Source organism: Granulicella sp. WH15 (assembly GCF_009914315.1).
Lineage (GTDB): Bacteria > Acidobacteriota > Terriglobia > Terriglobales > Acidobacteriaceae > Edaphobacter.
The window spans coordinates 2,789,046-2,808,822 of the sequence record NZ_CP042596.1; the positions used below are offsets into that span (position 1 = coordinate 2,789,046).

17 protein-coding genes, 1 pseudogene and 1 riboswitch are annotated in these 19,777 nt (G+C 63.4%); of the genes and pseudogenes, 10 read left to right on the forward strand and 8 right to left on the reverse strand.

What is annotated here, in order from left to right:
• Positions 1-97 precede the first annotated feature (97 nt).
• The 4 genes from FTO74_RS11630 to FTO74_RS11645 all read left to right on the forward strand — a co-directional run bounded on the left by FTO74_RS11630 (position 98) and on the right by FTO74_RS11645 (position 3,782).
• On the forward strand, positions 98-1,153 hold the full coding sequence (locus tag FTO74_RS11630; RefSeq protein ID WP_162538300.1) for a serine hydrolase domain-containing protein: 1,056 nt from the start codon (positions 98-100) through the stop codon (positions 1,151-1,153).
• A gap of 108 nt (positions 1,154-1,261) precedes the next feature.
• Positions 1,262-2,209 (forward strand): hypothetical protein, encoded by a 948-nt coding sequence (locus tag FTO74_RS11635; protein ID WP_162538301.1) that lies wholly within the window; start codon positions 1,262-1,264, stop codon positions 2,207-2,209.
• Positions 2,210-2,212: 3 nt separating this feature from the next.
• Positions 2,213-3,013, forward strand: a complete 801-nt coding sequence (locus FTO74_RS11640) for an ABC transporter substrate-binding protein (RefSeq protein ID WP_162538302.1) — start codon at positions 2,213-2,215, stop codon at positions 3,011-3,013.
• Between the two features lie 10 nt (positions 3,014-3,023).
• Positions 3,024-3,782, forward strand: coding sequence for a dienelactone hydrolase family protein (locus FTO74_RS11645; RefSeq protein WP_162538303.1), 759 nt, complete (start codon positions 3,024-3,026; stop codon positions 3,780-3,782).
• A 147-nt stretch (positions 3,783-3,929) separates the two neighbouring features.
• On the opposite strand, the gene FTO74_RS11650 is transcribed toward FTO74_RS11645, so the two are convergent.
• Positions 3,930-4,340: a hypothetical protein gene (locus FTO74_RS11650; RefSeq protein WP_162538304.1), complete on the reverse strand. Its 411-nt coding sequence runs from the start codon at positions 4,338-4,340 to the stop codon at positions 3,930-3,932.
• 41 nt (positions 4,341-4,381) lie between these two features.
• Positions 4,382-5,257, reverse strand: a complete 876-nt coding sequence (locus FTO74_RS11655; protein WP_162538305.1) for a hypothetical protein — start codon at positions 5,255-5,257, stop codon at positions 4,382-4,384.
• Between the two features lie 152 nt (positions 5,258-5,409).
• Positions 5,410-5,644: riboswitch (cobalamin riboswitch) on the forward strand.
• Between the two features lie 34 nt (positions 5,645-5,678).
• Between FTO74_RS11655 and FTO74_RS11660 the strand changes: the two genes are divergently transcribed.
• The 6 genes from FTO74_RS11660 (at position 5,679) to pnp (ending at position 13,513) form a co-directional block, all read left to right on the forward strand.
• Entirely contained in the window at positions 5,679-8,159 is a 2,481-nt protein-coding gene (locus FTO74_RS11660; protein WP_162538306.1) for a TonB-dependent receptor, read from the forward strand.
• An 80-nt stretch (positions 8,160-8,239) separates the two neighbouring features.
• A complete protein-coding gene (locus FTO74_RS11665; protein WP_162538307.1) occupies positions 8,240-9,223 on the forward strand; it encodes a hypothetical protein in 984 nt (327 codons plus the stop codon).
• A 27-nt stretch (positions 9,224-9,250) separates the two neighbouring features.
• Positions 9,251-9,499 (forward strand): hypothetical protein, encoded by a 249-nt coding sequence (locus FTO74_RS11670; protein WP_162538308.1) that lies wholly within the window; start codon positions 9,251-9,253, stop codon positions 9,497-9,499.
• A 125-nt stretch (positions 9,500-9,624) separates the two neighbouring features.
• Complete coding sequence (locus FTO74_RS11675) at positions 9,625-10,311, forward strand: dienelactone hydrolase family protein (RefSeq protein ID WP_162538309.1); 687 nt, start codon at positions 9,625-9,627, stop codon at positions 10,309-10,311.
• Between the two features lie 175 nt (positions 10,312-10,486).
• The gene (rpsO, locus tag FTO74_RS11680) at positions 10,487-10,753 is read left to right on the forward strand and encodes a 30S ribosomal protein S15 (RefSeq protein WP_162538310.1); all 267 of its coding nucleotides are present in this window, start codon (positions 10,487-10,489) and stop codon (positions 10,751-10,753) included.
• 354 nt (positions 10,754-11,107) lie between these two features.
• Positions 11,108-13,513 (forward strand): polyribonucleotide nucleotidyltransferase, encoded by a 2,406-nt coding sequence (gene pnp, locus FTO74_RS11685; protein ID WP_162538311.1) that lies wholly within the window; start codon positions 11,108-11,110, stop codon positions 13,511-13,513.
• A gap of 257 nt (positions 13,514-13,770) precedes the next feature.
• Here the strand turns inward: pnp and FTO74_RS11690 are convergent, their stop codons facing one another.
• From FTO74_RS11690 to FTO74_RS11710, 6 genes and pseudogenes are all read right to left on the reverse strand, one after another.
• Positions 13,771-14,493, reverse strand: coding sequence for a quinone oxidoreductase (locus tag FTO74_RS11690; protein ID WP_255462219.1), 723 nt, complete (start codon positions 14,491-14,493; stop codon positions 13,771-13,773).
• A 45-nt stretch (positions 14,494-14,538) separates the two neighbouring features.
• Positions 14,539-14,646 (reverse strand): annotated as a pseudogene (locus FTO74_RS19775) (quinone oxidoreductase); the annotation flags it as partial.
• Between the two features lie 118 nt (positions 14,647-14,764).
• Positions 14,765-15,073 carry a hypothetical protein gene (locus FTO74_RS11695; protein ID WP_162538312.1) on the reverse strand — a complete coding sequence of 103 codons (309 nt, stop codon included), beginning with the start codon at positions 15,071-15,073 and terminating at the stop codon, positions 14,765-14,767.
• A 97-nt stretch (positions 15,074-15,170) separates the two neighbouring features.
• Positions 15,171-16,148 carry a glycosyltransferase family 2 protein gene (locus FTO74_RS11700; protein ID WP_162538313.1) on the reverse strand — a complete coding sequence of 326 codons (978 nt, stop codon included), beginning with the start codon at positions 16,146-16,148 and terminating at the stop codon, positions 15,171-15,173.
• Positions 16,149-16,259: 111 nt separating this feature from the next.
• Positions 16,260-17,894 (reverse strand): multicopper oxidase domain-containing protein, encoded by a 1,635-nt coding sequence (locus FTO74_RS11705; RefSeq protein WP_162538314.1) that lies wholly within the window; start codon positions 17,892-17,894, stop codon positions 16,260-16,262.
• 62 nt (positions 17,895-17,956) lie between these two features.
• Positions 17,957-19,573, reverse strand: coding sequence for an alkaline phosphatase family protein (locus FTO74_RS11710; RefSeq protein WP_162538315.1), 1,617 nt, complete (start codon positions 19,571-19,573; stop codon positions 17,957-17,959).
• Positions 19,574-19,777: the final 204 nt, after the last annotated feature.

The window sequence follows — 19,777 nt, forward strand, 5'->3', positions numbered from 1 at the left end:
ACTCTTACTCGTCGTCTTTCCCTGTCATCGTTGCGTTTGGTGTTATAGAGCTCATTCTTCTTCCACGCTTATGGACCTGATCCTCTAAACTGGTCGCATGAAATCGTGGCTACTTGGATTTTCTTTGCTCTTTTCAGGCACGCTTCACAGCCAAGTCAGCGACCTGGAACATTGGACAGACGCTTACATCTCCGGGCTTCCTTCGAGCCAGCATTTCAGGGGAAACGTCTTGGTCGAGCAAAATGGCAGGGTCCTTCTAAAGAAGAGCTACGGTCTTGCCGACGAGAGCTGGAAGATCCCAAACACTCTGGATACCCGCTTCGAGATTGCCTCCGTCACAAAGCAGTTCACGGCCGTATCCATTCTGCAACTCGCGGAAGCTGGACGGCTTTCCATACAGGACCCGATTAGCAAGTTTTACCCGCAAGCGCCTGCCTCATGGAAAGGGATAACCGTCGGCGAGTTACTCAACCACACGTCGGGACTTCCGAACAATGAGGTCAAGGATTTCACCAAGGGCTTAGCGGTTCCCTATACGATCGAGGAACTCATTCAGACCTTCCGCGACCGGCCTCTCGTCGCAGCGCCCGGAACGAAGTGGGCCTATACCAACACCGAATACTATCTATTGGCCTACCTCATCGAGCGTCTGTCAGGGCAGGACTATGGCACCTATCTAGCGGATCACATCTTCAAGCCACTGGGGATGTCGAACTCAGGCTTCGCGGAAACACTCGCCATTGTTCCTCAAATGGCTCAGGGGTACACGCGAGAAAACGGTCGATTGCGTTTGCGCGACTACTTTGATCGCTCTCTGGAAGTGGGGGCTGGTGGCATCTATACGACGGTAGAGGATCTCGTGTTATGGAATCGCGCACTGGATACTCCCGGGTTCCTTACAGCGCAAAGCCTGGGCCAGATGTTCTCCATCCATCCTCCCGGAAACTACGGCTTTGGATGGTTTATCGACGCGCTGCCCGTGCGGCGGATCTACCATGAAGGCGGCGATCCCGGGTATGCAGCATTTGAGGCTCGCTACCCAGATCAACACATGCTGATCGTAGTGCTCTCCAATGAGGATGATTCTCCTGTGCGTGACCTCTCTGTAGCTATCGTGGGGCACATTGGTATCGCTTCGCCCAATACCAGGTGACCGCGCGTGTCCTCGCATGAAAGGGAGGCGTTAAGGCTGGAGGTTCAAATTGACTCACTCCCTCTTGTTTTATCCGCTTCGCAAATTCACAATGACTACAATAGAACAGTGACTCTTTTCCCTACCTCTGCGCTGCCGACAGCGTTCTTCCTCGCCGCGTTGAGCTCCGCCAGCGCCTTCGGACAGGCCCCCTTTCAGCTTGCATCCGCCCCTCCGACAGCCCCTTTGGGGGCTCTGCGAACCTCATACCTTCCGGCAGCAATCGCGTCCTCGAGCAGCCTGCCGGACGCGCCCTCTTCCCTGCTCGATACCCTCCAGAGCTCTTCGCAAACGACTCAGGAGACCGACGAACAGCGCAAGGATCGTGAACGCCTCGAGGGAGAAGCCCAGGTAGACCGGCAGGTTCACCAGCGCAACTTCGGCATCATCCCCAACTTCAACACTGTGATCGGGGGCCTGCCGCCGCCGCTCAGCCCCAGGCAGAAGTTCGAGGTGGTCTTCCATACCACGACCGATCCCTACACCTTCGCCATCGCCTTCGTGGTCGCGGGCTTCGGCGAGCTGAGCCCTCCGAACCAGGGCTACGGCTGGGGGGCGAGCGGCTACTTCTACCGCTTCGGCACCGCCTATGCCGATAACGTGGACGGCGCGCTCTGGGGCAACGCCATTCTGCCGGTGATCTTGCACCAGGACCCGCGCTACTACCGCAAGGCCACCGGCTCGATCAAGAGCCGTATCCTCTACTCCGCGCTCTCGACCATCATCTGCCGGGGCGACAACGGCCAGCGGCAGTTCAACATATCGAACGTCGCGGGCAACCTGATCGCGGGCGGCATCTCGAACATCTACTACCCGTCGGAGCAGCGCGGGATCGGGCTGGTCTTCTCGAACGGCCTGACCGTGACGGCGGAGGGTGCGGTGGGCGCGCAACTGCTGGAGTTTGCGCCGGATATCACAGGCTACATCCACAGACGCCGGGAGCATCACCGCATGATGCTGCAGCAGAAGGCGCATCCGAACGGCTCGCCTTCTGGAACTCCCGACGACGATCTCTAAGCCATGCGAATCGCCAGTTTGCAGCCTTCGGTAGCGATCACCGTGGCCCGGCTGGGGCGGCTGGACACGCTGTGCGCAGTGACGAAGTACTGCGTGGAAGCGGTGCCGGAGCTGGCCGCTCTGGCCCCGCCCGTGCTGGACGATAGCTGGTCGTTCGACAAGCCGGGGAACCTGGATCGCCTGCTCGAAGCTAAACCCGATCTGGTGATCGCATCGGTTCCCTACCGCATGGAGTCGCTGGCGGCGATCCTCAAGACCGGCATTCCGGTGCTTGCGCTCGCACCGCATCAGCTCGCGGACGTCTATCGCGATATGCGCCTGATCGCGCGGCAGGTAGAGGCTGTGGACCGGGCCGAGGCGATGATCGGGGAGATGAAGTCGGCTGTGGCTGAGACGCGGACGCGTACGGCTGCGCCGGCACGGCAGACGGTCTACTGCGAAGAGTGGGGCAAGCCGCTGATCCACTCGCAGGCTTGGGTGGCGGAGCTGATCGACGCGGCAGGCGGGCAGTTTGTCGGCACGCCCGGAGGCCATACTACTGCGGATACCATCGCGGCGGCAGACCCGGATGTGCTGCTCTTTGCCTGGTGCGGAGCCGGTGATCGCGTGCCGCTGGAGCGAGTGATCGAGCAGCGCGGCTGGCGGCAGATGCGTGCGGTGCGCAGCGGAAGGGTATTCTGCATCCCCGATGAGTTCTTGAATACACCGGCATTCAACCTACTCGATGGCCTCGCATGTATTGCAGCGGCGTTACATCCGGCGGAGTTTTCCAGGCACATCAATCTGCGCCGTATCCGGGAGTAGAATCTTCGACATGATCATCATCGACAACGAGCACATTGATCTGGAAACCCCTTCTGGCACCATGCGGACGCACATCGTCCGGCCAGCCGCGCCGGGTAAATATCCCGGCATTCTCTTCTTCTCGGAGATCTTTCAGGTGACCGGCCCGATCCGTCGCACGGCGGCCATGCTGGCGGGTCACGGGTACGTCGTCGCGATGCCCGAGGTTTACCACGAGTTCGAACCGGCGGGTACGGTTCTAAAGTACGACCAAGCGGGTTCAGATCGCGGCAACTTCCTGAAGACGGCCAAGCCCGTCGCCGGGTATGACGCCGATGCGCGCGTGATTCTGGACTACCTGAAGACGAGGCCGGACTGCACCGGCAAGCTGGGCGCGATGGGTATCTGCATGGGCGGACACCTAGCGTTCCGCGCGGCGTTCAATCCGGATGTCGCGGGAACAGTCTGCTTCTACGCCACGGATATCCACTCCGGCACTCTGGGCGAGGGCAAGCACGACGACTCGCAAGCGCGGGCGGGCGAGATCAAGGGCGAGCTGATGATGGTGTGGGGACGGCAAGACCCGCACGTGCCCGCCGAGGGCCGTTTGAAGCTGCTGACGCGGTTAACGGAGTTGAATACGAAGATCAACTGGCATGAGGTCAACGGGGCTCATGCGTTCCTGCGGGATGAAGGCGTTCGCTACGATCCCGAGCACGCGCACGCGATGATGGGACTGGTCTTCAACTTCTTCCATCGGCGACTGGGCGAAGGCGACCTTTCCGCATAGGTACTTCGTACCGTTCTCGGGGCGGTATGGGTAAGTTATCGGCATGGGTTCTCCCGCTGGTCGGCAGCAAAGATTCCTATTTCCGACCAGCGGGAGGACCACGCGAAGCCGAGTACCGCACGAAGTGCCGCTTGGCGTTAGGGCGTTTTATCTCCAGCTCACCGCCAGGTGCCAGCGCAGGTTGCGCGCCTCGGTCTTGATGAGCACCCGCGCATACTCTTCCAGTTCCTCAAGCACCTGCGGCCCTTCAGTCCCGAGCTGATGTGGCTCTTCACTCAGCGCGTCGAGCAGCGCGTTCACCGTCTCAAGTCCAGCCGCGCCCGTGTACCACTGCGGCGGGGGCAGCCGCTTGAGCAGCTCGGAGTTCCCTGCTCCCTCTTCGATCAGCAGCGACATCGAATTCTCATCGGCGGAGAAAAACTCGATCAGCGGACGCACGCCGAGCGAGAGCGCCAGACGTTCGAGCGCGTCCTCATGCCGGGCGATGGAGCGACCGTTCACGAAGATATCGAAGCCGGGGTCCTCGCCTTCGACCACGATGTACATGGAGGCTGCCATACGTGTGAGTGTAACGGGTATGGCGGTGCAAATGGGATTGGCTAGGCAGCTTCGGGGGGCTTCGCCAGCAGCAGCCAGAGCGCCGCACCGGCCATCAGAGCGAGTCCGCCGAGCATGATGGGCGTGGTGAGAGGGTGCAGCAAGAGGATGGCCGCGAGGATGGAGAAGAGCGGGATCAATAGGTAGCGCGCGGCGAAGGGGATAGGGTGCATCTCGCGCAGCAGCCAGAGCGTCAGCAGCAGGATGGGCGCGTCGAGACCGAGAGTGAGGAGCGCGTCGGGAACCAGCGCGCTGAGCCGGAGCCCGATGGGGTACCGGGCAACGCCAGCCAAAGTGAAGGCCGCCAGAAGCAGAGTCGACGTGCCACTGACGACAGCGGCGGCAGGAACGATCTTGACCGGAGCCAGCAGGCTATGGAGACGAATGCCAGCCAGCGCCGAGGCCACGGCGGAGACGACAAGCAGCCCGAGGAGCGCCCTCGAGAGGCCGGAGGATGGCAGGCCGAGCGGAAGCAGCACCAAAGTTCCGGCGGCTCCGGCGATGGCCGGGACGAGCAGACGGCGGCCTTCGGTCTCAGGGCCGAACGAGGCAGTCCTATGGGCGACGGCCAGCACGATGACCACGGGCAGCAGCGCGAAGACCACCACCTGCAGGTGGGAGCTGACGTGGCCCTCAGCGAGAACACTCATGATGATCGGCAGCGGGAAGAGCAGCGCCATCGAGAGAACCATCGGCCGGGTGATGGCGGCCTTGAGCTGCGTGATGGCGGGCAGCGAGAAGAGGAAGGTGAGGACTAGAAAGTGCAGCGCCTGCTGCAACGCCGTGGGTAGCGGCGACGGCAGCAGGGTCGTCACCGCACCGCGTGTGGCGGAGAGGATCGAAAGCGCGAAGAGGGAGAGCCAGAGGGTCAGTCGCATGAGTCGCTTTGGTCAGGATGACACATCGAGAGCGGGTTCAGTTCGCCGGACCATTGTGGATCATGGCTTCCCTGCTTCATTATCAAGGATTCTTTGACTTACCCCTCCCATTCGCTTAGAACTAAAGACTCACCGAGTCCTGCGATGATCTGCCCTTCGATCTTCGTCCTTATTCCTTTTTTGTCCCGCAATGGAATGTTCGGGAAGCGCGGTGAGACTCCGCCACTGCCCCGCAACTGTGAAGCGCACGCCCGTCAAGACACGGGTGAGATGCGGCCTGGATCCTCCCACTGGCGCTTTGACGCTGGGAAGAGAGCCGATCCCAACGACGGCCACGCATCGAAGATCGCGCAAGTCAGGAGACCGGTTCCGTATGCGTCACAGCAACCACGTTCCCGGGGGGGAGCGTAGGAGCCATATCATGTCCTCACCTCTTGGCCGCACCGCGGCCCGAAGTCTTGCTTGCCTGTTTGCCTCCACCAGTCTGACCATCGCAGCCCATGCCGTCGTGGTCCGCGGCACCGTTACCGATCCCCAGGGCCGTCCCGTCGCAGGCGCGCGCATCTCGCTCATCCAAGGCAAGCAGAGCGTCGCCGTCACCGCCTCCGGAATCGACGGCAGCTACGAAATCCGCACCGCCGTCCCCGGCCGGTTCGTCCTCCTGACCACCTCGGACACCTTCGCGCCCAACATCGCGCCGGACTTCTACGGCGGCCGCACCGCCGTGGTGACGCGCCGGATCGTACTCGACCCGGCCTCGCTGACCCAGCAGGTCACCGTGACCGCCACCGGCATCCCGACGCCATTGCAGCAGGCAAGCTCCGCCGTGACGCTGATCCCACAGGACGACCTGCTCACCCGCGTGGGCATCATCGATGACCTGCGGCAGTCGCCCGGCGTGGCCGTGGTCCAGACCGGCCAGTACGGCGGCGTCACTTCCCTCTTCGTGCGCGGAGCCAACTCTGACGCCAACAAGATCCTGATCGACGGCATCCCCGCTGAGGACGTCGGCGGCGTCTTCGACTTCGGCACCGTCAGCTCGACCGGCCTGACCACCGGCGGCACCACCACGCCCGCCATCGAGATGTATCGCGGGCCCAACAGCGCACTCTACGGCACCGACTCGCTGGCCTCGGTGGTGAGCCTCTCGACGGCGCGCGGCAGCTCGCTGCGGCCGGTCTTTACCTACTCGGGAGACGCGGGTAACCTGCACACCTATCGCAACGAGGCCGTACTGAGCGGCGCGCACAAGGCGCTGGACTACTTCGGAGCCTTCTCGCGCTTCGACACCTCGAACGCAGTGCCGCTCGACCGCTACCACTCCGGCACCTCGGCCATCAACGTGGGCTACAACCTCTTCACCAACACCCAGGCCCGCTTCACGCTGCGCAACGCGGACTCCGCCACCGGCCTGCCCGGCGCGTATGACTTCCAGGGCCTCTCGCAGAACGGCAAGCAAGCCGACCAGGACCTATACTCCGGGTTCACGCTCGAGAACCGCTTCCACGGCAACTGGCACAACCTCGTCCGCTACGGTATCGCGCGCAAGCGGGAACAGGCCGACTACTACGGCCAGCAAGGCATCCTGACCAGCTTCGTCGGACCTTACGGGCCGGACACCGAGTCTACCGGCAACGTGGTCACAATCCGCGGTGCGAACGGCTACACGGCAACGGGGCAGGCGCAGATCTTCACCAGCAACCGTGACCAGGACTCGAACCGCGACGAGCTGTACTACCAGTCGGACTACACCTTCCCGCACCGGATCACGGCGCTCTTCGGTTTCCGCTATGAGAATGAGCGCGGCAGCTTCAACATCCCCGCGTACTTCGAGTTCGAGCAGATCCAGCGCACAAACTTCGAGTACAACCTGCAGGTGCAGGGCGACATCAAGAACCGGCTCTTCTACTCGGTCGGCGGATCGGTACAGAAGAACCACCTCTTCGGAGTAGCAGGAACACCGCGCATCGGGCTGGCCTACATCCCTGTCAGCGCCGGGCCGGGCAAGTTCAAGGGAACGAAGATTCGGGCGAACATCGCCACCGGCGTGCAGGAGCCGTCGCTGGCGACCGAGTTCTCGAGCCTCTACAAGCTGCTTGTGACCTCGGGCGACGCGGCCGACATTGCGGCTTACCACATCGGCCCGCTGGGTCCGGAGCGATCGCGCACGCTTGACGTCGGCGTGGACCAGAACATCTTCGGACAGAAGCTGATCGCCAAGGTCGGCTACTTCCACAACCAGTTCTCGCACCAGCTCGAGTACGTGAACGGGCCGGAGATCCAGAAGTACTTCGGGATCACTCCGAGCAACGACCCCGACTTCTTCTATGGAGCCGAGCTGAACTCGCTGGCTTTCCGGGCGCAGGGCGTGGAGCTGGAGTTGCAGTACCAGCCCAAGTCGCACCTCTTCGTACACGGCGGCTACACCTATCTGGACGCAGTCGTCAGCCGCTCGTTCTCGGGCGATGCCGCCGACGCGCAAGAGGGCATTCCGACCGAGAACCCGAACCTACCCGGCATCGCCATCGGCGCGTCTTCGCCGCTGGTCGGAGCACGGCCCTTCCGTCGGCCTCCGCATAGCGGCTTCTTCGCCGTCGATTACACCGGCTCGAAGTTCACCACATCACTGCGGGGCGCTCTGGCCAGCCGGTCGGACGATTCGACCTTCCTGGGCGGCGAGGACACGACCGTCTCCGGCAACACGCTGCTGCTGCCCAACCGCGATCTGAACTTCGGCTACTTCAAGCTGGACCTCGGATTCACCTACGCGGCCACGAAGCACGTCTCGATCTACACCCAGATGGACAACCTGCTCAACAACCAGCACATCGGCCCCATAGGGTATCCTGGGTTGCCGTTTACCTTCCGCAGCGGCCTGAAGATAAGGATCGGTGGCGAGTAGAATTGTCACTTCTTTGTCAGGCGGCAGTAGGATGAAGTCCTTCCGGCGAGTTGCGACGTCTAATTTCACAGGTGAACAAGATGATGACAAACCGGAAGACCCTCACTGCCGCCGCCCTGATGGCCGTGGCCTTTGCCTCTAACTTCGGAACTACCCTCAAGGCGCAGGAAGGCCCCACGACGACCCAGGTACTGGTCACCGTCGATACCAAGGCTCCGGTCGTAACCACGGCCGCGAACCTGAAGCTGGAGCTGAACGGCCGGGTCATTCCGGTGTCGAGCTTTACTCAGGTAGACCCGTCCGAGACCCAGATCGCCATCCTGATCGACGACGGCCTGCGCTTCTCGATCGGCAGCGACCTCGACCGCGTGCGCGAGTTCATCATGGCCCTGCCCGCGACCACCCAGGTCTTCGTGGGCTACATGCAGAACGGCCGGGTGCTCGCCAAGCAGGGCTTCACCACCGATCACGCAGCCGTCGCGGGCAGCATCCGGCTGCCTCTGGGCCGGGCCGGTATCTCGTCGAGCCCCTACTTCTGCCTCTCGGACTTCGTGAAGGGCTGGGGCACGGCCATGGAATCCGCTGCCCCAACTCAGAAGCGCGCGCGCTTCGTGCTGATGCTCACCAACGGCGTGGACCCTTATAACGGTAGTACCAGCATCATGAACCAGGACAGCCCCTACGTGAAGACGGCGATCGACGACGCCCAGCGCGCCGGAGTGGCCGTCTCCTCCATCTACTACGGCGACGCGGGTTTGGGGATGCGCGGCGGGCGGGCGAACTTCAGCGGCCAGAGCTATCTCTCGCAGGTCGCGCAGGCCACCGGCGGCTACTCGTACTACCAGGGCACGGGCAATCCGGTCTCGCTCGACCCATTCCTGAAGCAGTTCCAGCACGACATCTCGGAGACCTACGTCGTGACCTTCGTGGCCGACGCGGGCGCGAACGGCAAGCCGCAACTGTCGCGTCTGAAGATCTCGGCGACGCCAAAGCTGAAGCTGCGCTACCCCGATTCGGTGCGTGCGGGCAACCTCGAGGCCGTTCCGCCGCCCGTCTCGCAGTAAGCGGCAGCCGACTTTATACTGGGAGTCATGCTCCTCAAACTCATCCGGTCGCTACGGTTTCTCTGGAATGCCACGCGGGGAAACCGTATGCGCCCCTGGCGCAGCGAGTACCTGCGCTGGCGCATGGAGACCTACACCGGCAAGCCCGCGGCGACGCTTCGGCTGCGCGACTTCCTCTCCCTGATGTTCGGAGAGAGCCGCCAGTTCCTGCGGTTCCTGATGTGGACCGCCGACATGCAGGCCATCGCGCACAGCAGCGACGGAGCCAGAAAGTAGCTCCGCCTTGCAACGCAGATTTCAAGCACCGTGTAACGTCGCGGTGCATCTGATTCCCTTATGATCGTCGCGGGAGAGCCTGGCTGGACCGCGACCCCAAACCAACAGAGAAAGCAGACGCAAACATGGGCGAATTCAAGCAGCTGACAGCAAGCGACGGCCACACCCTCTCCGCCTACCAGGCCTCCCCCGCAGGCGAGCCGATCGGCGCGGTCGTACTGATCCAGGAGATCTTCGGACTCAACAAGGACATCCGCGGCCTGGCCGACGACTTCGCCAAGGAGGGCTACCTGGTACTGGCCCCGGCGACGATGGACCGCATCGAGCGCGGCGTTGAGCTGGGCTACGAGGGCGACGACCTGAAGCGGGCCTTCGAGTTCTACGGCAAGCTCTCGGTCGATACGGCGATCCTGGACGTCGCGGCGGCCTATAAGGAGCTGGAGAAGGCGGGTAAGGGCATCGCCATCGTGGGCTACTGCTACGGCGGCCTGATGAGCTGGCTGAGCGCCACCCGCGGCGAGAACGTGGAGATGCAGCCGAGCTGCTGCGTCGGCTACTACGCCGGCGGCATCGGCAACGTGGCCACCGAAGAGCCTTCCTGCCCGGTAATGTTGCACTTCGGCGAAGCCGACGACCACATCGGCTCGGACCAGATCAACGCCGTGCGCAACGCGCATCCCGAGGTCGAGATCTTCCTCTACGAGGGTGCGGGACACGCCTTCAGCAACCCCGGTCGTAAGAGCTTTGTACCGGCAGCGGCGAAGCTGGCGGGCGAGCGCACGCTGGAGTTTTTGAAGAATAACGTCGCTTAAGAGGCCAAAATGGCCTGAGATCCACCCGACCTGTCCCAAAACAGGCGGCGAGTAGCATCGTTTTCCCGGTTTCTTTGCCCTATGTTCGCGGCATCCGGGGAAACGATGCTATTCTTACATGGACACTTTAGAGTGGGAATAGAAGATCAGAGAAGATCAGGAGTAGAAACAGACTGTGCTGGCATCCGCAAAAAAGACTGACATCATTGAGAAGTTCCGCACGCATGACTCGGATACGGGTAGCCCCGAGGTCCAGATCGCGATTTTGACCGAACGTATCACCGAGCTCACCGAGCACTTCAAGACGCACAAGAAGGATCACGGCTCGCGCCGCGGCCTGCTGATGCTGGTCAGCAAGCGCCGCCGCCTGCTCGACTACCTGAAGAAGTGCGACGCAGACCGCTACCGTGAAGTCATCGGCAAGCTCGGTATCCGCAAGTAAACGAAGCAGTTCTGGGAATCCGTCTCCATGGAATCGCGTACTTCCCTACCCGCCGCCTCAGCAGGCTTCGCGCATCGGCTCACACGACCGTGCCGCAGGAGCCGCTGACGATGCTGCTGGGAAAGTACGCGTCCTCCCCTCGACTCCTCCCGGAAGAGCCTTCCGATTGCACCCAGCTTTCCAATTCAGTATTCGATCTGGTTTCCGCATCACGGCGCAGTTCGCCGGTCGCACTCTGCGCGCCGACTGAGCTGCGCTTTCCCGCGTCTTGATGCCGCAGCTTCGGCGGACGCGCCTAAGTTCCTAATACAGTAATACTTATCGCTTGCACCTGAGAGAAGAGGGCGCACCAATATGAAACACGACGTAATCGTAGAGCTTGCCGGCGGCAAGCAGATCAAGTTCGAGACCGGCCGCATCGCCAAGCAGGCATCCGGCGCGGCATTCACCACCAGCGGCGACAACGCGGTCCTCTGCACCGCTGTCGCATCGCCCGACCCCAAGGAAGGCATCGACTTCTTCCCCCTCACCGTCGAGTACCGTGAGTTCACCTACGCGGGCGGACGCATCCCCGGCGGCTTCATCAAGCGCGAAGGCCGTCCCTCCGAGAAGGAGATCCTGACCAGCCGCCAGATCGACCGGCCTATCCGTCCTCTCTTCCCCGAGGCCTTCCGTAACGAGACCCAGGTTGTGGCCTTCGTCTACTCGGCCGACCGCGAAAACGATCCCGACGTCCTCGGCATCAACGGCGCGAGCTGCGCGCTTGCCCTCTCCGACATCCCCTTCCACGGCCCCGTGGGCGCGGTCCGCATCGGCCTGATCGACGGCCAGTTCCTGGTGAACCCCACCTACGCCGAGCGTGAGAAGAGCCAGCTCAACATTATGGTCGTCGGCACCAAGGACGGCATCGTGATGGTCGAGTCCGGCTCGAAGGAAGTCTCCGAAGAGAACGTGGTCGGAGCCATCGAGTTCGCGCACGAGGAGATCAAGAAGATCTGCGCAGCCATCGAGCAGTTGGTTGCTCTGGCCGGAAAGACCAAGCGCACCGTCTCCCCCGTCGAGATCGACGAGACCTACCTGAACGCACTCACGGCCCAGGTGGGCGAGCGCCTGAAGGATGCTCTCGACACCAAGAAGCACCCCAAGTTTGATAGCTACGCTCTGGTCAAGGAGATCAAGGACGAGCTGAAGAAGGAGCTGCCTGAGGGCGACGCTGGCGCAGGCAAGAAGCTCAGCAAGTACTACGAGCTGCTGCGCGAGAAGATCTTCCGCGACCAGGTTCTCAACGACCGCATCCGTCCCGACCACCGCGCCTTCGACGAGATCCGCGCGGTCTCCATCGAGGTCGGCGTCCTGCCCCGTGTGCATGGCTCTTCCCTGTTCACGCGAGGCGAGACCCAGGCTCTCGTCTCCGCCACGCTGGGCACCACCGACGACGCGCAGCGGATGGAGAGCTACGAGGGCGAGATCAAGCGCCGCTTCATGCTCCACTACAACTTCCCGCCCTTCTCGGTCGGCGAGGTTGGCCGCATGACCGGCGTCGGCCGCCGCGAGATCGGCCACGGCGCACTGGCATGGCGCGCTATCGAAGCTGTCCTTCCTGGTGAGGACGAGTCCCCGTACACGCTCCGCGTCGTCTCCGATATCACCGAGTCGAACGGATCGTCCTCGATGGCGACCGTCTGCGGAGCCTCGCTCTCGCTGATGCACGCCGGTATCCCGCTCAAGGGCGCGGTCGCTGGCGTCGCGATGGGTCTGGTGAAGGAAGGCGACAACTACGCCGTCCTGACCGACATCGCCGGAGCCGAAGACCACTACGGCGACATGGACTTCAAGGTCGCCGGTACGCGCAACGGTATCACCGCGCTGCAGATGGACATCAAGATCATGGGCATCACCCCCCAGATCATGCGTGAGGCGCTCGAGCAGGCCCGCCGCGGCCGTCTCCAGTTGCTCGACACGATGGACGCGACCATCTCCGGGGCTCGCTCCGAGAAGTCGGCTTTCGCGCCGCGCATCCACACCATGCAGATCCCGACAGACAAGATCCGCGACCTGATCGGACCTGGCGGCAAGATCATCCGCGGCATCATCGACGCCACCGGCGTCAAGATCGACGTGGACGACACGGGCCGCGTCAACGTGGCCTCGAGCGATGCTGACGGCCTCGCCCGCGCCATCCAGATGATCTCCGATATCACTGCTGTTCCTGAGATCGGCAAGATCTACTTGGGCAAGGTTGTCCGTCTGGCGGAGTTCGGCGCGTTCGTCGAGATCTTCCCCGGCACCGACGGCCTGCTCCACGTCTCCGAGATCGCGGAGCACCGCGTCAAGGAGGTCAAGGACGAGCTGCGCGAAGGTGACATGATCCTCGTCAAGGTGCTCTCCATCGAGGGCAACCGCATCAAGCTCTCGCGCAAGGCTGTACTGCGCGAGCAGCGCGCCAAGCTCGGTCTGCCCGAGGTCGATCCGGCTGCCGTAGAGGGTGGACGTCCGGCGGCTCAGCCTGCGCCCAACGCGGACAACCTCGCGGATGACGAAGACTTCGACGATGAGGATGGCGACGACGGTGAGGGAGACGGCGAGGATGACGAGCCGAACTTCAACCGTGCGGATGCTCCGGCAACTCCGGGACAGCCTGCGGCGGCTCGTCCGGCGGGTGCAGGTGGTCGGCGTCCTGGCGGACGGCGGCGGCGCGGTGGTCGGCGTCCCGGTCAGGGCGGTGGCGCTGGAGCCCCCGGCGGCGGCGGTCCTCGGTAGGACAAGTAAAAGTAAAAAAGCCACGCTTAATGCGTGGCTTTTTTACTTTTAACAAGACAGTCCTGCCGGACGGGCCCGCTACGCGCGGGGCGGTCACTTCGTGACGCGTATACCTTGTCTCGGTGAGTTCAACATCATGGGGCCTCCCGCTGGTCGGCAACAAGAATCTTTCTTCCCGACCAACGGGAGGGCCGAGGATGCCAATTGCCTTGCAGCATCGAGAACCGCACGAAGTGCCCCGTCCGGTAGGACAGATTTTAAGGCAGTAAGAGCAGTTTGCCAGTGGTCTTGCGTGACTCCAGCTCGCGCTGCGCCTGCGCGGCCTCAGTCAACGGATAGGTGTGCTCGATCCGCAGCTTGAGCGATCCATCGGCGACCCAGCGGAAGATATCCCCGGCGCGCTGCTCGAGATCTTCCCTCGTGGCAACATAGTCCTTAAGCGTGGGCCGCGTTACGTACAGCGACCCCATCGTGGACAGCCGGATCAGGTCGAAGGGGGGCACCGCGCCGGAGGCTCCGCCGAAGAGCACCAGCGTTCCCCTGGGGCGGAGGCATTGCAGCGACTGCTCGAAGGTGGTCTTACCGACCGAATCGTAGACGACCGGCAGCCCGGCTCCGTTGGTAAGCACCTTGACCCGGGCCACGACATCCTCCTGCGTGTACAGGATGACCTCATCGGCTCCGGCGGCGCGGGCCAGCGTGGCCTTAGCTTCGGTGGAGACGGTTGTGATGACGCGGACGCCAAGGCGCTTGGCCAACTGGATGAGCAGCAGCCCCGTGCCACCGGCTCCGGCGTGGATGAGGATGGTGTCGCCGGACTTCGGGACGAAGGTGGAGTAGACGAGGTAGTGGGCAGTCATGCCCTGCAGAATGGCTGCGGCGGCCTGCTGGGTGGAGATACCGTCGGGGATGGCCACCAGTCGGTCGACCGGCGCTAAAGCCTCCTCCGCATAGGTGCCGGGGATGCCGCACCAGGCCACGCGATCACCGGGCTTGACGGTGGTGACGCCAGGGCCAACGGAGAGGACGGTTCCGGCGGCCTCCTGCCCCAGCGTGTAGGGGAGTTGTGCGGGATAGCGGCCCTCTCGGAAGTAAGTATCGATAAAGTTGACACCGGAGGCTTCGATGCGGATGAGGGCCTGTCCGGCGGCGGGGTTGGGGGGTGGGCAGCTCTACCGGGGTGAGGACTTCAGGGCCGCCGGTGGTAAGGATCTGGATGGCTTTCACGGAGCACTCTCGTTCTGGAGATAGTTACGTTGCGGGGATCGGCGCGGGTTGGACTGAGTACCGCTTGACGACCACGCCGGAGGTCTCGAAGTGGGTGACACGGTGGCCGTCGCCGTGGCCGAGGAAGATGGCCTTGCGCAGCAGCATGATGAGCGGGCGGGATTCGTCCTCGAAGAAGCGGCCTGTGGCTCGGTCGTAGTCCACGACCAGGTTGTAGGCGAGGTGGCACTTGGGGCAGGAGATCTGGTCTTCGAGCGTGCGATGGAAGGAGGCTTCGGGCAGCGGGCCGATGGGGTCAGTACCGGAGAGGATGGCGGCGATGGTCAGGTTCATAGGAGCTTCGTGTGGCGTTTAAAATTCTAGCTTTCGACCAGCGGGAGGACCGAAGAAGATCATCCCGCCTATGCAGCCCCGAGAACCGCACGAAGTGCTATTGCAGGAGTGATTCTTCCGAAGAACGCAGGCGAAGGATACGGTCTACAGCATAGGGAGCGCGCTGGTTGGCGGTATGGAAGTGGCGGACCTGCAGTTCACCGAGCAGGCCGATACCCATCATCTGGATGCCGCCCAGAAGCAGCACGGTGGCGATGGCGAAGAGCGGCGCGTGGTCCTGATGGACGTGGCCGTGGGTGACCAGCTTGAGCAGCAGCAGAAAGCTCGCAAGCCCGGAGCCGGAGAGGATGCCGAGCGCGCCGAAGGTCCCGAAGAAGTGCAGCGGGCGCGTCATGTACTTGAGCAGGAAGCGGATGGTGAGCAGGTCGAAGAAGACCCGGAAGGTGCGCGAGAGGCCGTAGTGCGACTTCCCTGCCGTGCGCGCGGGGTTCGAGATGGGGATCTCACAGATACTGGCTCCATACCAGCTTGCCAGCGCGGGGATGAAGCGGTGCATCTCGCCGTAGAGCGGAATGTTCTGGATAACCTCGCGGCGGTAGGCCTTGAAGGTGGTGCCGAAGTCATGGATCTCGACGCCGGAGAGCGCGGCCATCAGCCAGTTGGCGGCGCGGGAGGGGATGCGGCGGAAGAAGAAGTTGTCAGCGCGCTGGTAGCGCCAGCCGCTGACGACGTCGTAGCCTTCTTCGAGCTTGACCAGGAACTGGGGGATCTCGTTGGGATCGTGCTGCAGGTCACCGTCCATTGCCAGAATGAACTCGCCCTGGGCGTGGTCGAAGCCAGCCGCGAGGGCGCTGGTCTGGCCGAAGTTGCGGCGGAGCTTGATGACGAGGACGCGGGAGTCGACGGCGGCGATCTCTTCGAGCAGCCGATAGGTGCGGTCGCGGGAGCCGTCGTCGACGAAGACCAGCTCGAAGGTGTCGTTGCCCTGCTCCATGACGGCCTTCAGGCGGTCGTAGAGCGTGGTTACGTTCTCTTCCTCGTTGTGGAACGGCACGACGATGGAGTACTTAGGCACTGCATCCATGATAGCGCGGGTTGCCTCGCTTACCAAAAAACAACGGCAAAAACGCCCTAGCGCCGGGCAGGCGGCACTACGTGCTGTCCTCGACGCTTCGCGTAAAAACTCTCAGGCGATGACGTCGTAGGGGCGCATCATGTCGTTGGCCTCGTGCTCCAGGATGTGGCAGTGCCAGAGGTAACGGCCCGCGTAGCCCTCAAACGGGATAATGATGCGGGTGACTGTGCCGGACGGGCACTGGATGACGTCCTTCCAGCCCATCTCGTGCGGCGCGGGCGGCAGCACCGGGCCGGTGGGCTGGACAGATTCGTTGTCCAGATAGGCATCGGTGGAGATGCTCTGGCGGTCGAGGAGCTGGAAGCGGACCAGATGCAGATGAATGGGGTGAGTGTCCTCGGTCAGGTTGATGAGTGACCAGATCTCGGTGGAGCCAAGCTTGACCGTCTCGGTGACAGGCTCGGCCCAGTGCTTGCGGTTCAGCAGCATCACCATCGGCTCGCCGTTGTCCTGGTCGAACTCGTTGAGGGTCATCAGGCGAGTGCGGACGGCCTGCGACTCGGGGATACGGGGAACGGGGCGAAGGGTGGCCGGGAGCTGGCTGGTGTCTTCAACCGGCGTGGAAGAGACGCGAAACTCAACCAGCTCCAGCGAGTCGCTGACCAAACGGATGTGCTGGCCGGGGGCGCGGGAGAAGTCGACGATGAGGTCGGTGCGCTCGGCTGGGGCCAGGACGAGGCGCTTCATCTCCACCGGCACGGGGAGCAGGCCCTGATCGGAGCCGATGACGTGGAAGCTCTGGCCGTTCGAGAGGCCGAGGGAGAAGAAGCGAGAGTTGGCCGTGTTGGCGATGCGCAGGCGGTAGCGGCGCGGCTCGACCGGGTGGAAGGGCTGGACCTTGCCGTTGACCACCATGGCGTCGCCGAGGAACTCCTGCGCCCAGGCCCCCTCGTCGGGTGGGTTGGGGTAGAAGAGTTGGCCGTTGGGGTCGAAGCTGCGGTCGTAGAGGAGCAGAGGCAACTCGTGGGGACCGGTGGGGAGGTTGAGGGTGGCTTCGTGCTCATCGCGGATGAGGTAGAAGCCCATGAGGCCCGCAAAGACGTTGAGGCGGCTGACGCCCATCGCGTGGTCGTGCATCCAGAGGGTCGTGGCGTCCTGGCGGTTGGGGTAGAAACAGAGCTTCGAGTGGCCGGGGCCGAACCAGTCCTCGGGGTAGCCGTCGCTGATGGAAGGGACGCTCGCCCCGTGCATGTGGGTGACGGTGCGGGTCTCGGGGGCGTCGGCGAGGCTGTGCGGCATCCCCTGCATAGGGGTGTCGAGCGGGAGGATGTGTTTGGCGGGCAGGTCGTTGGTCCACTCGATGAGGACGCCCTCGTTCGAGCGGGCCTCGATGAGAATGGGGGCGAGGGTGTCGCCGTAGCTCCAGAGCTTGGCGGGGGGTAGATCGCGGTGGAGCGAGGCGGTGATCTCGTGGATGCGGACGCGGTAGTAGGGGGCGTCGGTGGCGTTGTGCGCGGGGGAGGAGCGGCGGTCTACCGGGCGCAAGAGCTGGGGCAGCGGAAGCGGGTCGACGAATGGGGTAAGCTTGCGAGCGTCGAGGGTTCTCCGGGTGCGAGGGGAGGACGACGGCATGGACATGCCGGACATCTGGGCCAGCCCGCTCTTGCGCAGGAGCGGGAGGACGGCTGCGGCGGCACCCCGGGCGAGGAGACGGCGGCGGGTCCACGAGTTTGTCTTTTTTGCCATTTGGAATGGAGTTCTGATCGGGCGGAACGGGTGTTCCGCCCGAGATGTGCCGGAGATAGCCCTTAGTTGGACGGCTGGGGCTGGCCGGTGGTGGGGTTCAGGACAAGCTTCCGCGGGGTGCGGGGCTTGCGGGTGAAGTCGAACAGGTTGTTCAGCGGGCCGGACTGGGCATCGAAGGAACCTGCACCGAGGCGCTTGCCGTCGAGGAAGATGTCTTCGATGAAGCGCAGGATGGAAGTCTGGTCGGTGAGGGTGTGATCGACGAAGTTGGCCTTGGCCCAGGGCGAGACGACGATGAGCGGCAGGCGTGGGCCGTAGCCGCAGCGGCCCTGCGCGTGGAGCGTGGCCGGGTCTACGCCGGGCAGCGCCGTGGAGCCGTCGCCGCACTTGCCGGGGCCGTCGTAGGCGTCAGCCTTGGTGGCGGAGCCGTTGACGATCTTGCTGGAGGCATGGTCGTACCAGCCGTCGGAGTCGTCGTAGGCGATGATGACGGCGGTGTGCTCCCAGTCGGGCTGCTGTTGGAGGAAGTTGATGACGCCGACGACGAACTCCTGCTCGTCGAGCGGGGTGGAGTAGCCCGCGTGGCCGTCCTGATAGCCCGGAGCCTTCAGGTAGCTGACGGCGGGAAAGTTACCCGCCTTGACGGCGTCGAAGAAGTCGTGGGTATCGTACTGGTGGTTGGCCGCGCCGTCCTGATTGGTGGCGATGGTGGTTGCCGACTGCGGACGGACGTGCTGGGGGTTGGCGGTGGACTTGTAGTACTGGAAGGGCTCGTGGTGGGGCAAGTAGTCGCGCTTGTTCGACTTGGCCAGACCCACGTTGCTGCGGCGGCAGTCGGTGGAGCCGTTGGCGTTGACGGCGGTGAGATCGAAGCCGCCCTGGAACCAGCCCCAGGAGACGTTGGCCGCAGTGAGGCGGTCGCCGATGTTCGGGCCGGTCATGTGGACGAGGGCGTCGGAGGTACTGGAGCAGAGGTCGCCGGTGGGCTGGGGGTCACCAATCATGGTGAGGCCGCCGTTGCCGTCGGGGATGAGGCTGCCACCGCCATTCTGGTCGCTGACGGCTCCGTTGGTCTGGCCGGAGATGAGGTTGATGGCTCCGGGAGTGGATGGCCCGAAGGTGGTGTTGAAGTGGTTGTCGCTCATGGCGAAGTGCTGGGCGTAGTTCCAGTAGGCGGTGACGGTGTTGCCGTCGTAGAAGCCCATGGTGAGGCCGGCGGTGGAGGCGATGCCGGACCTGTCGCCGGGGACCTTGGGGCCGTCGGGGCGGCCGACCGACTTGGGAAAGAGGTCCATCTTGCCGCCGTTGAAGCCCATCTGCTCGGCCCCGTAGGAGTGGTCCTGGTCGGCGGTGGCGGCCTGGGCGCGGGAGAGGCGGAAGGGGTTGGCCTTCCCTGCTCCGTTGGCCTCGTTGAGGAAGTTGGGGTTCTCGGTGAGGAGCTTGCCTGAGAGGCCGTTGACCTTCGGGGTCTTGGGGAGCGCGGTGAAGGCGGGTTCGCCTGCGGGGTTCAAGGCGTGGGGGTAGGTGGCGAAGTAGTGGTCGAAGGAGACGTTCTCCTGGAAGATGACGACTACGTGCTTGATGGCGTCCTGGGGACGGATGGGTGCGGCGGCAGTGAGCGGCGTGGCCGCTAGAAGGGAGGCAAGGACGAAGGAGGTGGTCTTACGGAGACAGTGCATGGAAGCCCTCTCTTCGAATATGACATATCGAGGTGAGGGATGGGTGAAGGTTGGTGTACGAGTGGACGGCTCAGTCCGGGATAAAGGCCTCGGAGTTGTGGGATAACGTGATCCAATGGAGGCTCAGCCAACTGGCGGGACGATGTCTTGCCCGCTATGCTACAGCTTCGGCCGGATTCCATCGCAGCAACAGACCACTTTGAA